Here is a 13959-nt window from a genome sequence, read left to right on the forward strand (position 1 = left end):
GAGAATCTTCCATTTATAGTGTCAGTTAGTCTACACTTTTAAAATATGCCCAGTGGTACCGATCACCGTGGCTCTATCTGGTTCCAAGGCTGTTTACAAAAGTGTATGTTCAGGACAATCCAGGCGGAGGAGGTCGGCTTCCAGAGGTATGTTTAACAGACCACAATAGTGAATCTGGCCATCGTATTGGTAATGCATGCAGGTCTTACACATGCGTTGGATCGTGATCAAACTGCGTTGATGTAAACCATAGATAAGCGAAAATATACTTTCATAAAGGGCTGTTTTATGTACTCCGTCTAACTGGCCAACTAACTGGCTCAGCACGCCCGCAAAGCCACTCGTCTGATCGACAATTCGTTGCCCTGCCAGCGTTAGTTGTAAGCTATGACTACGGCTATCCGTCGGATCATCGATTCGCATCACCAACTCTTTCTGGGCCAGCACTTTCACCGCATCACTGATCGTTGGCTTGGTCAGGTTAAACTCGGCGGCCAGATACCCTATTTTACCCTTGTCTGACCCATGAGAGGCCAGGAAAAGAAGCAGCTGAATCTGAATTGGACTTAATCCTGTTTCACGGCTCTGCTGCCAGAGCAACGTCCGGAAAACTTCTCCCAGCCGTTCCAGACCCACCACAATCTTGGCATCGACCGACCTATTTTGTTGATCCAGGTTAAAAACAGAGTCATTCATTTAACAATCGCAGGTTTCACAAAAAGGAGCGTAGCCCTCATAGCCAGGCGAAAAATGCCCACTAGCGCTTACCAACCGGGTTAAGGGAATTTGCTCCCCAGAAGAAAGACGGACTATCGGATCTTCCCCGTCTGTTTCCAGGCTTGCTACGAGCGCATTTATGGCTATGAGCTCGTGAAGCTCGGTAAAATATTGGACTTTTACGTACAGGCGATTGCTTATCAATCCATCCAGATACGTACGATACGCCGTTAGATCGTTCATCGCCAGTAGTGGTTAGCGGCTGCAATCGTAGCGAACTCCGTGGCAACGGTTTGCCCAATAGCGATCAGCATCAGGGCGTCATTGGCATATACGTCCCGGAGTTGCTGGCGTTTTTGTTCATCGGGCTGGGTAGCCTTAATAATGAGTCTGGCCATTTTTATGGCTAATTGCCGGCCTTCCTCAGGGTTGGCTGTTAGGAGGCTGTTATTGGGGATCAAGCTGATGGTATCCATTAAAGTAGGGGTTCGTTTAGTTATTAATTGGAGAAAAAAGGTGTATAGGCCAGAAGAGCGTCGCTTCTTACGTATAAGTCCGCTACGTTGTCACGCCATCGGAAACCACCACTTGGCAACGTAGCGGACCATGTTATTTTTTAACAGTATAGGGCAGGGTTAATTTGCCAGATAAGACTGAATACACGGCATACACGCCCAGCGTTGGTTTGGCTGACGATGACTCATGGTTAGCGTGTGAGCCTCCCATACTCATTTCCATGTAACAGCTGACGGCGTCAAAGTTGAAATCCTTTCGGTTATTTATTCGGTATAGAGGCACTCCCATCCGAATCGATTGTCCCCGCGTCACCACATTGTAGCCCGGCGAGTCAAAATACATCGGTACACCCGGTGCCGTTTTCGGCAATGTAACGGCTTTGTCTTCTTTTTTAAACTCCTTTACACTCAAACCACCCGGCACCCGACTGTCCTTAGTCAGCACGACCCAATGCGGGTGCCAGACTACGCCATCGTTGTCGAAAATACCGTCGTTGTTCTCGTCCCATAGGGGGGTATCATCCATGTCAGGGTGTGAGGTAAGACCCATCGCCACGATACCCTCGGTGTTCGAAAAGCCTACGTCGGTTGGTTTGAGCGTCGTCGGAAACACGTAGGCTAAAACGGGTGCACCGTTCATACTACCGATGGGTTTAGGGACCGTGCGCCCAGCATTTCCTTTAACCTTTATGTCAAAGATCAGCATGTCCAGTGTATTGTCATACGTAATACTGGCTGCCTGAATAGTGAAGTCGGCGTTGTTGTAGGCCGCAGCCGGCGAGTGGGTTTGGGCGGTAGCGACCGAAGTGACTAGTCCAAGGGCGAACAACGTAGTGTTTAGTGATTTGTACATGGTATGAGGTAATTAATAAAATCGAGAGTTTTATTCAGGAAAATGCAGCGACTGGCATTTAGCAACCCTGCATTTCGATGATGGAAAAGCCTTTATCACGAATGGAAGAGGTTGTGGCCTCAGTCGCCTGCTCAATGTGACAGAAGTGGCATTCTTTGGTTGTCAGCGGTTGGCCACCCTGCCCTTAGTGGCTAGATAGTCCTGACCATACTGATGAATCGTGTCTACATCAGTCAGTGTGGTTGGCACCAGAATATCAAAGTGCATCAGTACCCCGTCTGTGCGAGTAACGTAGGTATCATAAACTGAAACTTGCATGTTGAATGAGTTAAAATCCGACGCAAGTATAGTTAGGACTCCTAACTAAATATAAAACGGGGATATACTTATTCTCAATAGGGTATTGATAAAATCTATCTGTTAATCACACATATGCCAATGCGGTTTGTAAAGCGCTAATTCCCTGCTCCATTTCGTCGCTTGTTAGCGACGCAAAGCCAAGCCGTAAGGCATTCAATGATTGACTATGGAATGAAAATCGATTGGTATCAATGGTGCTAACACCTCGGATGGCCAACTGATGTTGGAGCTGTAGTAAATCAACCGGTTGTCGAAAAGGAACCCAGTAAGCCAGGCCACCCTCAGGCGGCTGAACGATTACCTGATCACCCAAATAGTGATGGAGTAAATCGCCCATCGCCTGGTGACGCCCCCGATAAATGGTCAGGGCGCGCCGGGCGTGTTTTTGGATTTCGCCCGTTTCCATCAACCCCGCCACCGCCTGTTCGAGTACAATATCACCCTGCCTGTCAATAATCGAGCGCAACTGAGCCATGGACTCAATTAAAGCTGGTGGTCCTGTCATAAAGCCGATCCGGACGGCAGGGGCAATTAGTTTACTCAGCGAGCCAATGTAAACGGTTGACTCGTTTGCTTCGTAGCTGGCCAGTGGGAGTGGACTCTTGACGCCGTAATGAAAATCGTGGTCGTAATCATCCTCAATGAGCGTAAAACCGTACCGTTCACGGAGTTCCAGTATGGCCAATCGCCGGTCTGCTTTCAGGGTTACGGTCGTAGGAAATTGATGCTGGGGCGTCACCAATAATGCCTTAACTCGTTGCTGTTGACAGATGGATTCAACCTGCTCAACCACTATACCAGCCTTGTCAACGGGTACTGGCATCAACCTGGCTCCGGCTTGCCGAAAGGCGTCCCAGGCGGGGGCGTAACCTGGATTTTCCACCAGTACTACGTCACCCGGCTGTATGAGTTTCATCGCGGTCAGGTAAAGGGCCATTTGGCTACCTCGGGTAATCAAAATCGCATCAGCAGCCACGCGAATTCCCCGATGCAGCCCAAGCATAGTCGAAATAGCTTGCCGGAGCCGCTCATCACCTTGCATGCTGCCGTAGCCCATTAATCGCCAGCGTGCTTTCTGATTGAAAATTCGGCGGTATGCCTGAGCCAATTGATCAAGCGGAGCCAATCGGACGTCCGGAATGCCATCCGTAAAAACGACGCTTGGTGCGGTTCCCAGTGATGGTGAACGAGTTGGCAAGTCCGAGGTAAGAAGCGACGGTAGGTGCTGAGCTACCTGCTCTGCTTTGTTCGGTGATACAGGAGACTGGGGCAGTTCAGCTGAAACGAACGTACCGCTCTTATCGTGGCTAACAATCCATCCTTCTGAAAGAAGCTGCTCATAGGCCATGACAACCGTTTTCCGGTTAACGCTCAGCTGATCGGCCAGGCTACGACTCCCCGGTAAAGCGTTACCAGGGAGTAACCTTCCCCGGTGTATTTCTTCGCGCAGATAATCGGCAATCTGCAGGTAAATCGGCTGAGCCCCCTTCCAATCCAGGGATAGGTTCAACGTCCACGGTCGTAACTGGCCCATGTGTATTTAGAAAAACTGGATGACAAAGATGGACCAAAGGTACGGCAATTTTGCATTGTCATTTCAGGAAACGATGACGAGTCAATTAAATCAAGAACGCATATGGAAACTCAGCAAGCTCCCGCCAAGGACGCGACTTTCTCGTCCGGCGATTTTCACAAAACCTACGCACGCCCCCAGTTTCAGCGCCCCGACAAGCTGGTTCACCGCAATGTCGAACAGGCCGGTGGGCATAGTCAGTTTTCGACTGAACGGAAGCACCCGGTATTTTTTGTCGATCTGCCCACCAAGAACGTTAGCATGACCATTGGCGGTTTATTGCCTGATCAATTGACCAATCAGCATCGGCACACCTACGAAACAGTGCTTTACGTGCTGGAAGGGCAGGGGTGGACGGAGATTGAGGGCGAACGGATAGAGTGGCAGGCCGGTGATGCCGTCTACATCCCTTCCTGGGCCTGGCACCGTCATCAGAATACAAGCGCCACAGAATCAGCCCGGTATCTGGCCTGTGAAAACGCCCCTCAATTACAGAATCTGGGTGTCGCCCTGCGCGAAGAAGAAGGACGCGATTTATAAAACCCGGCTGGGACGCTCTAGTCCCAGCCTTTTCCACCACTACTATGACAAACGTACTCTTTCACGGCGTTATCGCCTACCCCATTACTCCCTTTGATCAGGAAGGTAAAGTCGATGTCGATTTATTTAAATCGCTGGTTGAACGGCTGATTGTTACCGGCTCACATGGAATTGCCCCGCTGGGTAGTACCGGCGTGCTGCCCTACCTGACCGACGAAGAAAAAGAATCGCTAACCGAAGCAACGATTCAGCAGGTTAAAGGCCGCGTGCCAGTCCTGGTAGGCGTGTCCAATCTGACGACCGAACGTACCGTTTACCACGCCCGGTTTGCCGAGCGGGCTGGTGCGACCGCTGTTATGATCATTCCTATGAGTTACTGGCGACTGACCGATGACGAGATCGTAGCCCATTACGATACAGTAGCTAAAGCCATTTCCATTCCGATCATGGCCTACAACAATCCGGCTACCGGTGGCGTGGATATGTCACCAGCGCTTTTGAAGCGACTGCTACGTATCCCCAACGTGACGATGATTAAGGAAAGTACCGGGGACATACAGCGCATGCACTACCTGCGTCGGCAGTTAGGCGAGGACGTAGCGTTCTTCAACGGCTCCAATCCGCTCGCGTTGGCTGCCTTTGCCGCCGGGGCACGGGGTTGGTGCACAGCCGCCCCCAACCTGATTCCGGAGTTGACGATCAAGCTCTACGACGCCTTTCAGGGTGGATTGTGGAACGCTGCTCAGCAGACATTCTATCAACAGTTCGACGTGCTTCAATTCATTGTGCAAAAGGGCCTGCCCCGCGCCATTCAGGCAGGTCTGGAGCTGCAAGGAATCAACGGAGGGGAGCTGCGTGCTCCCTTAGCGAAACTCACGGTTGACGAAAAGGCTCAGTTAAATGCCATTTTATCGGCTTGCGCCTAAATGAATAGCTGCGTTAGACTTTCTTGGTCTAACGCAGCTGATTTTCACATTAATCCCGAAAAGCGATGAACGACATCAAACCGAATGTAACGGGGTATATCGAAATAATTCTGCGGTTGGCAGGAGCCACCTTTCTGGTCCCCATAATCCTCTATACTGAATGGATAGTATTTATTCCCGTGCCTTTTTACGTACTGGTAACTGTTATGAGTGGTTACGATCCATTGGCGGCATTTCTTGTGAACCGTTTTATCCGGAAAGCTCGTCAGACCACTCATGTCCGATACAGGAAGATAACCAAGGTAGCTACCCCGTCAAATACGCATAATTCGCGGATGCGCTATGCACACAAATGAGCTCATTGGTGCGGACGTGATTCGCCGGAATCTGAGCTATATCCGGGAGCGGATTAAGTTGGCCTGCGAGCGAATTGGCCGCTCACCGGATACTGTTCAATTGCTACTGGCTACTAAAACCGTTCCTATCGAAACGATTCAGATAGCGCTCGAAGCAGGTGAACGATTGCTGGGCGAGAACAAGGTACAGGAAGCGCTCGGTAAGCAGGAAGCCCTCGCTGCCTATGGGACTGAATGGCATATGATTGGCCATCTGCAACGTAACAAGATCAAGCATACTCTCCGGTTTGCGCAAACGATCGAATCTGTTGACCGGCTGTCACTAGCCCAACAACTTCAACAACGCCTGGAGTACGAAGATCGGACATTACCGATTTATATTCAGGTCAATACCTCCTATGAGCCAAGCAAGTTTGGAGTACCCCCTGAAGACGCCCTTACTTTGATACGAGCTGTTCATCAGCTTGACCGACTACAGATACGGGGTCTGATGACCATTGGCGTATTTTCCGCTGAGGCCGAGCAGGTACGCCCCTGCTTTCGGCTCCTACGACAAATTCAACAGCAGGCTCTGGAACTGGCTTTGCCCGGAGCAGACTTTTCAACGCTCTCGATGGGTATGTCAGGTGATTTTGAAACGGCGATTGAAGAAGGCGCTACGTTGGTTCGGGTTGGAACAGCTGTATTTGGTCAACGCTTATATCCGGATTCGTACTATTGGAACGAGACGTAACGACACTAGCTGTTGACCAATTATCCCGCCCCACTTACCGAAACAGGCAATCATCAAACCGCTTTTCGTCCATTCTTCCATGACCATCGTTCAACTTGAATACATCGTGGCAGTAGACACCTACCGAAGTTTTAACAAAGCTGCCAGTAGCTGTTTTGTCACGCAGCCTACCCTGAGTTTACAAATTCAAAAACTGGAAGACCTGCTCGGAGTCAAATTATTCGACCGAAATCAGCAGCCGGTAACGCCTACAAAGATTGGTGCCGAGATTATTGAACGGGCACGACTACTGCTGAATGATTATAAGAAGATCAAAGAGATCGCTCAGGATGAGCACCATGACGTAGCAGGCGAACTGGCGATCGGTGTGATTACTACGGTAGCTCCGTACCTTATGCCTCATTTGCTAAACCGCTTCCGAATCAAATACCCCGGCATTAGGCTGATGATTTGGGAAGAAACAACTGAGCAGATCGTTCACAAACTCAAACTGGGTCTCATCGATTGCGGCATCGTTTCCACGCCACTGAACGAAAACCAGTTCCTGGAGACAACGCTGTATTCAGAAAAGTTTGTAGCGTATGTAGGCGATAAGAGCCGATTGGTCAAAAATAAATTGATTAACCCAGCGGACATTCACCCAACGGATCTGTGGCTATTAGAGGAAGGACATTGTATGCGGGAACAGATTCTGGATATTTGTCAAAAAAGGGAGACCAACGGCTTTCAACATTACGCCTATCATACGGGTAGCCTGGAGACACTGAGACGAATGGTTGACGAAAACGGTGGAGCTACCATCCTGCCCGAACTCATGCTACGTTGTCTCAGCAATGAGCGACAAAAAAACGTTCGTTATTTTAACGCACCTGAGCCTGTCCGCTACATTGGGTTAATTACGGCAAAAAATCCAATCAAACGCCGATTAATTGACCAGTTAAAGCGTGAAACTAGTGAATTTGTTAAGGTTGCTGGCAAGGGCTCCTTAACGTCTTAATAGGCAAAACGCATCGGAGGTCTCCTTCATAAAGGAAATTTGTAGTTTTTTTATTTAACCGATCCCAAGCCTTAGTAAGGCTTGGGATCGGTTATCAATTACAGATTTGGATGCGTAAAACTGTTCACCTCATCCATGGTTAAGCCAAGTGCATGGGCCACGCCCGCTCCATAGGCCGGGTCAGCCAGATAACAGTTACGGATATGCCGTATCTGGATGAATCGTTGAGCATCACCAACGGCTGCCGCAGTATTTTTGAATAGGATTTGCTTCTGCTCCGGATTCATCTTGCGAAAAAGAGTACCGGGTTGAGAAAAGTAGTCATCATCGTCTTCCCGATAATTAAAAGCATAGGCGTCACCTGATAGCTTCAGCGAAGGTTCTTTATATTCCGTTTGTTCCTGCCATTGACCAAAACTGTTAGGCTGATACGAAATCGTAGAGCCATAATTGCCGTCAGTACGCATGGCGCCATCCCGATGAAAAGCATGGTAGGGGCATTTGGGGGCGTTGACCGGGATATGCGCATGATTCACACCCAGGCGGTAACGCTGCGCGTCGCCGTACGAAAACAGGCGGCCCTGTAGCATCTTATCCGGCGAATAGCCGATTCCAGGAACGATGTTGGCCGGATTGAAAGCCGCTTGCTCGACCTCCGCGAAATAATTTGCCGGATTTCGGTTCAGCTCCAATTCACCAACCGGGATTAGTGGATAGTCCGCATGGGGCCAGACTTTGGTTAGATCGAAGGGATGAATTGGATACGTACTGGCGTCGGCCTCGGGCATAATCTGAACCAAAAATTGCCATTTCGGGTAATTGCCCTGCTCGATGCTTTCGTACAAATCACGCTGGTGAGTTTCCCGGTCATGGCCTATCAACTGGGCCGCTTCTTCATTGGTCAGATTCTCGATGCCCTGCCGGCTTTTGACGTGAAATTTCACCCAGAAGCGTTCATTGTTGGCGTTGATGAAACTATACGTATGGCTACCGAAACCATGCATGTGGCGATACGTTCTGGGTATGCCGCGTTCGCTCATCAGAATGGTCACCTGATGTAAGGATTCGGGCAACAGCGTCCAGAAATCCCAGTTGTTGTCTGCACTACGCAGGTTAGTCCTTGGGTCACGCTTAACGACGTGATTCAGGTCCGGAAACTTCATCGGGTCACGGAAAAAGAAAACCGGGGTATTATTACCGACCATATCCCAGTTGCCTTGTTGCGTATAGAATTTAAGGGCGAATCCACGGATATCCCGTTCAGCATCGGCGGCACCTCGTTCGCCCGCCACCGTTGAAAAACGTACGAATAGGTCTGTTTTTTTTCCGATCTGCGAAAACAAATCTGCTTTCGTATAGGCCGTCACATCATGGGTAACAGTAAACGTGCCATAGGCGCCCGACCCCTTGGCATGCATTCGTCGTTCAGGAATAACTTCCCGGTCGAAGTGGGCCATTTTTTCCAGGAACCAAAAATCCTGCAGTAGTACTGGACCGCGTGGTCCGGCCGTCATTACATTTTGATTGTCGGCAACTGGAGTACCAGTTGCCGTAGTGAGTTTTTTGGGAGTTTCCATTTACCAAACCTTTACTTAGCGGTATTGCTTCTCAAAAGTGGCAACTGGAACTTTATCGAAAAAATTGATAATTTTAATATGCCTATAGTCAAAATCTATCAAAACGAGAAACTATATAGCTATTACATTCGCCAAGTCAATGGGGCCTGGCTGAGAGTGGACTTGCTGGTGAACTTCATGTATTTCTTCAGATTGAAGGCAACGGCCGCCATCAACATCACCTTGTGAGCGCCAGCTTTGCCTCGTACATTGATCTTTCGTAAGCCATTGTACTCTACTAAACTGCCTAAGACCGGTTCGACCGTCTGTTGACGAAGCCGCTTCATCCGCTTGCCCCGCCGACTTTGCTGGCGATCCAAGGCTCGACGATAGAAGGGATCATGGCCGTGCGGGTAATCTGTCGGCATTTACTGTTAGGGGTACACGTGGGTTTAAGTGGGCACTATTGGCAGTCCTGATAAGCAGCTCGGTAGATTTTCAGCAACCGCCATCGGCCTGCGAATCAAAATTCTTAAAGGGCAGTAGCCGACCAGCAGCACAGCTGAACTGGTCAGCTACTGGGTCATAGGGGAAGCCGTCAATCTGTGGCTTATACTTGCCGAACACGGGTATCCAGCCGGTGATGTTCCACCCCTCCAGTAAGGCGTAGTTGCTGCCGTTTGAGTAGCCCGTATCGGCCAGTATTTCTTCTAAACGCAGTTGATTATGGGCCAACCGCTGCCGAAGCTTTAGGGCAATGTCAGGTAGGGACTGGCTGTCCCGGCCATCAGCAAAATCGGCCTGTACATGGCTGATAATCCCTTCGGCGGTGTCAACTGCCAGGCTACAATTGTAGTTGAGTTTACGGGCTTTGCCTGGCTTGATGGAGATGCGCGCATCGGGGCCGGTAGGGCTATAATGGGTTTTGTGGTCCGCCGCTGCGGTTGCTCAGCAGTTGGGCTTTTTCATTGCTGGCTCCTAGGGTGGTTGGCGCACTTTACAAATTTTGCTGGCGCTTGACTAGTCTCCTCAGCTGATGATCAGCAGCCGTGATCACCGAGGCTGCCTGACGGGGGCTGAGTTTGGGAGTCGCGTCTACTGGTCCATTTTGATCTTCAGTTTGGGATAGTAACCTGGGTCCAGGTCGCTGGGGCTGTTTTTATAAGAGCGTTTCCATCGACGCGTTCGCTTTGACAGGAGCCGAGTCGATAGCGACCCGCCGACCGGCTACCATATTATTAGCTACGCATAGGCTGAATACTTTGTCGAATAGTAACTCGAAAAGTGTTTCTGGGTAAAGTTGGCGGGTCCGGCTCAGGGTGGAATGCCAGGGAAGCGGCTCATCGATGTTATAACCCAGGAAATACAACATATCCATGCGCAGGGCGCAATGCTCGATCAGCTTTCTGTCAGAGGTTGTTTAGGATTTTGTTTCACGGATTTTTCTGGACATCAGCCGAATCATTGTCCAGTATATAATCGCTTCAGCATGAGACTCTTTGACCTCATAGTCTTTAGCTAGACGACGATGAAAGGCCCACCAGCCAAATGTCCGCTCGACAATCCATCGCTTGGGTAATAACTGGAAGCCTTTCACCCCCAGTACACCGCAAACCACATTGACCGTCAGTTGATAAGTCGATTTAACCGTGGCCAAGAAATTGACGCCATCGAAGCCCTGATCAGCTAGAATTGTTTTAAGCCGAGCGAATCGTTGACCTAAGGCTGTAAAGAGCAACAAAGCACCGGCTCGCTCCCCCACGTTGGCCGATGTTACCCGTAGGGCCACTACCAAACCTAGTACATCCACGATGATGAAGCCTTTTCGACCCGTGAGCTTTTTATTCCCATCATAGCCTTTCAAAGTGGTGACAGACATGGTCTTAACGGATTGGCTATCAATGAGTCCTAAACTAGGTGAAGCCTCTCGACCTGCTTGCAGACGAACTTTAGTGACAAGTTTGTCATGAATTTGCTGAACTAGACCCTGTTTAGACCATCGGCAGAAGTAATAGTAAACTAGCCGCCAATCGGGTAAATCGTTGGGCATGAGTCGCCAAGAGATACCCTCTTTGACTACGTACAAAATGGCATTAATAATGGCTCGGACAGAGTGTTTTCGTTTGCGTTGCCAGATTTTGGCGGGCATCAAAATTTTGATAGCTTGCCATTGTGAGTTGGTCAGATCGGTCGAATAGAGCATCAGGGTAGTTTGAGAGTTCGCACCCTAAAACTACTTGACCAACTCTCTTTTCCGTGAAACATTAGACAACCTCTCAGACATAATATTCTCTAGATAGCCAATGAGCATGAATTTGAACCGGGCCGCCGGAGCGGAAGACCACTGGATCAATCGAGGGATTGCCTGTTGAGCCATAGCAGTCTTTGGTGTGTTCATAGAGGAACGTCAGATCAAGCGTCTCCTTCAGCCGACGGTAGAAATTATTCTTCGGAATGCGGCTGGAAAGTTGGAAATGGGTGATGAGTTTTTCGTGGTCGCATTTTCTGCTTTGCATAGTTGAAGATACAAAAACTCAACCCATTCATCTATTTAGGCACAGGCAGAGTTGTGCAACAGCCACGCACCAATATTGAAACAGATACATGAATGCTCGTTCGTATCAAGTAGGAGCATTTTCTGAGACGACGATTTAGTAAACATATTGTTCCTTGGTAAATAGAGGTTCTAATACATCACGGTGAGTTTCCCCCCATTTCGCCGTTGACTCGATGACGGGTATCAAGGTTTTGCCTAATCGGGTGAGCTTATACTCTACCTTCAGTGGTTTTTGATCAAATGTAGTTTTAGACAAGATACCATGCTCGACTAACTGGCTCAATTGCGTATCTAATAATCGGCGGGACGCCTTTGGTATTTTACGTCGCAATTCACCGGGACGATTAATACCTGAATGGATGCACCAAATCAGTTTGATCTTCCATTTCCCGTTCAACACTTCCATGAACAGGTGAAGGCCACATTCCACTTCAATAGCTAGTTTCCGTTCATACATACCACAAAGATAAACTATTTAGGTACGGCTGAATTTAGCCCTACTTGACTAGGCTATATTCCCTATTGACCTTTGTGGGATGGAATACAAATTATTTGGAACACAGACGGGATTACCGGCTAGTGAGTTAATTATGGGTGGTTCCCAATTGGGTGATCGTCGGAGCTATGGTACATCTTCCCAAGACGCATTGCAGATACTTTCTGCTTATGCCGATGCAGGAGGAAACTTTATCGACTTATCGGATCTATATCAATTTGGCGAAGCGGAAGAGATTGTTGGCCGGTTTACTGAACATAAGCGTTGTGATTTTATTCTCTGTACCAAGTATACCCTAAATAGCCAGCAAAATGCATCAGTGGCTAATTCGGGGAACCATCGTAAGGCTATGCGACAAGCTGTAGAAGATAGCTTGAAACGACTCAAAACGGATTTTATAGACATTTATGTTCCGCATTTTGATGACGGATATACGCCGATAGAGGAAATCGCTCGTGGCCTGGAAGATCTGGTAAAAGCCGGTAAAGTTTTATACACCGGATTAGCCAATTTCTCAGCTTGGAAAGCAGCTTCTATTGCTACTACTATACCCCTGACAGCTATCCAATTTGAGTACAACCTTGCCCAACGAACAGTGGAGCGCGAACTAAAGCCAATGGCAGAACATTTTGGGTTAGGTATGATGGGCTATTCACCTTTAGCTGGGGGACTACTCACTGGAAAATACCGACAAGGTACCACTGGACGGTTGACACAATCAGCAGGTAGCGCCTATCAGGAAGACGAGAAAATAAGGGGAATACTAGATGAACTAGAGTTAATCGCTTCCGAACTTGATGCTATCTCAGGGCAGATTGCTTTAAGATGGGTAATGAGCAAAGGGGTCTTCCCAATTATTGGAGCAAGAACGCCCTCCCAACTTGAAACGAGTTTGAAAACATTAGAACTAAGATTGACTACCAGCCAAGTAGAGCGATTAGATGCCGTCAGTGCAGTGGCAATGGGCTACCCTCACGAACTACTCCTTACAGTGCAGAAAAAATATTAATTAGCCAGCAACCGCCATTGACTTACTAAAATCACAACAAATGACAACGACTGATACTGAAGCAACCATCAACGACTGGGTGCGGGCAAAGGCTTACACAAAGGAATATCTAGAGGCCATGCCCGAAGAAGGGTACGCTTTAAAACCGACACCTGATATCCGCTCATTTGCCGAACAAATGCTTCACCTAACCGATTTAAACTATGCCTTGGCATCGGCTGCAAGTGGTGAACAAAGTTTGTACGAATTGGGCGAACTAGAGAAAATGACCCAAGATAAATCAAAGGAAAATATTACCAGAATTGTGCTAGACGGGTATGATTTTGTGTATAGAGCAGTCAAAAAGATGGTTTCTGCGCAACTATCTGAATCTGTTAAGGTGTTTGGCCGCTATGAAATGAGCCGAGTAGCAGCCTTAGCCAAGGGATTTGAACATCAAACTCATCATCGGGGGCAAACGACTATTTATCTCCGACTAGCTGGTGTTATCCCTCCAAAGGAAAAGTTGTTTTAATCGAATAATGGAAGGTCTTATCGTTGAAGAAATGCCCGAATTATAGGTACTCAAATCACACTTTGTCTCAAGCGGGTGCGATTTGTGAGATTAGACTTATTACTTTTCTAGGCAAATATTGATTAGCTTTTTGTCCAATAAAAGATAGTAAGTCCAATGTAGTTTATTAGCCGTTATCAGACAGATTTTGCTAAAGTAGCTCGAAGTGATTACTTGGACTTGTCCAGGAACACTGTATGGTTCAGTAAACCCGAAAG

16 protein-coding genes and 2 pseudogenes are annotated in these 13959 nt (G+C 48.5%); 7 read left to right on the top strand and 11 right to left on the bottom strand.

The features are described from left to right. Positions 1–93: 93 nt before the first annotated feature. The 6 genes and pseudogenes from ACYVF1_RS29445 to pdxR all read right to left on the bottom strand — a co-directional run bounded on the left by ACYVF1_RS29445 (position 94) and on the right by pdxR (position 3979). On the bottom strand, positions 94–696 hold the full coding sequence (locus ACYVF1_RS29445) for a MarR family winged helix-turn-helix transcriptional regulator (protein ID WP_461085788.1): 603 nt from the start codon (positions 694–696) through the stop codon (positions 94–96). Continuing rightward, on the bottom strand, positions 697–960 hold the full coding sequence (locus tag ACYVF1_RS29450) for a hypothetical protein (RefSeq protein WP_461085790.1): 264 nt from the start codon (positions 958–960) through the stop codon (positions 697–699). It lies immediately after the preceding gene. Continuing rightward, complete coding sequence (locus ACYVF1_RS29455; protein WP_461085792.1) at positions 957–1193, bottom strand: hexameric tyrosine-coordinated heme protein; 237 nt, start codon at positions 1191–1193, stop codon at positions 957–959. Before ACYVF1_RS29455 ends, ACYVF1_RS29450 begins: the two co-directional genes overlap by 4 nt. A 133-nt stretch (positions 1194–1326) precedes the next feature. Next, positions 1327–2085 carry a hypothetical protein gene (locus tag ACYVF1_RS29460; protein ID WP_461085794.1) on the bottom strand — a complete coding sequence of 253 codons (759 nt, stop codon included), beginning with the start codon at positions 2083–2085 and terminating at the stop codon, positions 1327–1329. A 58-nt stretch (positions 2086–2143) separates the two neighbouring features. Further along, positions 2144–2403, bottom strand: a pseudogene (locus ACYVF1_RS29465) (DUF2024 family protein). A 106-nt stretch (positions 2404–2509) separates the two neighbouring features. Then, the gene (pdxR, locus tag ACYVF1_RS29470) at positions 2510–3979 is read right to left on the bottom strand and encodes a MocR-like pyridoxine biosynthesis transcription factor PdxR (protein WP_461085796.1); all 1470 of its coding nucleotides are present in this window, start codon (positions 3977–3979) and stop codon (positions 2510–2512) included. 102 nt (positions 3980–4081) lie between these two features. Here pdxR and ACYVF1_RS29475 point away from each other — a divergent pair, with 102 nt between their 5' ends. The 5 genes from ACYVF1_RS29475 to ACYVF1_RS29495 all read left to right on the top strand — a co-directional run bounded on the left by ACYVF1_RS29475 (position 4082) and on the right by ACYVF1_RS29495 (position 7570). After that, positions 4082–4558 (top strand): cupin domain-containing protein, encoded by a 477-nt coding sequence (locus tag ACYVF1_RS29475; protein WP_461085798.1) that lies wholly within the window; start codon positions 4082–4084, stop codon positions 4556–4558. Positions 4559–4602: 44 nt separating this feature from the next. Then, positions 4603–5484, top strand: a complete 882-nt coding sequence (locus ACYVF1_RS29480; protein WP_461085800.1) for a dihydrodipicolinate synthase family protein — start codon at positions 4603–4605, stop codon at positions 5482–5484. A 65-nt stretch (positions 5485–5549) separates the two neighbouring features. Further along, positions 5550–5840, top strand: a complete 291-nt coding sequence (locus tag ACYVF1_RS29485; RefSeq protein WP_461085802.1) for a hypothetical protein — start codon at positions 5550–5552, stop codon at positions 5838–5840. Further along, entirely contained in the window at positions 5827–6573 is a 747-nt protein-coding gene (locus ACYVF1_RS29490; RefSeq protein ID WP_461085804.1) for a YggS family pyridoxal phosphate-dependent enzyme, read from the top strand. The genes ACYVF1_RS29485 and ACYVF1_RS29490 overlap by 14 nt, the downstream gene beginning before the upstream one ends. Before the next feature lie 79 nt (positions 6574–6652). After that, positions 6653–7570, top strand: a complete 918-nt coding sequence (locus tag ACYVF1_RS29495; RefSeq protein ID WP_461085806.1) for a LysR substrate-binding domain-containing protein — start codon at positions 6653–6655, stop codon at positions 7568–7570. Between the two features lie 98 nt (positions 7571–7668). Here ACYVF1_RS29495 and ACYVF1_RS29500 read toward each other — a convergent pair whose 3' ends face one another. The 5 genes and pseudogenes from ACYVF1_RS29500 to ACYVF1_RS29520 form a co-directional block, all read right to left on the bottom strand. Then, the gene (locus ACYVF1_RS29500; protein ID WP_461085808.1) at positions 7669–9147 is read right to left on the bottom strand and encodes a catalase; all 1479 of its coding nucleotides are present in this window, start codon (positions 9145–9147) and stop codon (positions 7669–7671) included. Between the two features lie 143 nt (positions 9148–9290). Beyond that, positions 9291–10543, bottom strand: a pseudogene (locus tag ACYVF1_RS29505) (transposase); the annotation flags it as partial. A gap of 3 nt (positions 10544–10546) precedes the next feature. Beyond that, complete coding sequence (locus ACYVF1_RS29510; RefSeq protein ID WP_461085810.1) at positions 10547–11329, bottom strand: IS5 family transposase; 783 nt, start codon at positions 11327–11329, stop codon at positions 10547–10549. A 73-nt stretch (positions 11330–11402) separates the two neighbouring features. Beyond that, complete coding sequence (locus ACYVF1_RS29515) at positions 11403–11642, bottom strand: transposase (protein ID WP_461085812.1); 240 nt, start codon at positions 11640–11642, stop codon at positions 11403–11405. A 135-nt stretch (positions 11643–11777) separates the two neighbouring features. Continuing rightward, entirely contained in the window at positions 11778–12140 is a 363-nt protein-coding gene (locus tag ACYVF1_RS29520) for a winged helix-turn-helix transcriptional regulator (protein ID WP_461085814.1), read from the bottom strand. 79 nt (positions 12141–12219) lie between these two features. On the opposite strand from ACYVF1_RS29520, the gene ACYVF1_RS29525 reads away from it, so the two are divergent. Further along, positions 12220–13188: an aldo/keto reductase gene (locus ACYVF1_RS29525; RefSeq protein WP_461085816.1), complete on the top strand. Its 969-nt coding sequence runs from the start codon at positions 12220–12222 to the stop codon at positions 13186–13188. Positions 13189–13228: 40 nt separating this feature from the next. Then, positions 13229–13702 carry a DinB family protein gene (locus tag ACYVF1_RS29530; protein WP_461085818.1) on the top strand — a complete coding sequence of 158 codons (474 nt, stop codon included), beginning with the start codon at positions 13229–13231 and terminating at the stop codon, positions 13700–13702. Positions 13703–13959 lie beyond the last annotated feature (257 nt).

It is taken from the genome of Spirosoma flavus (assembly GCF_054778555.1).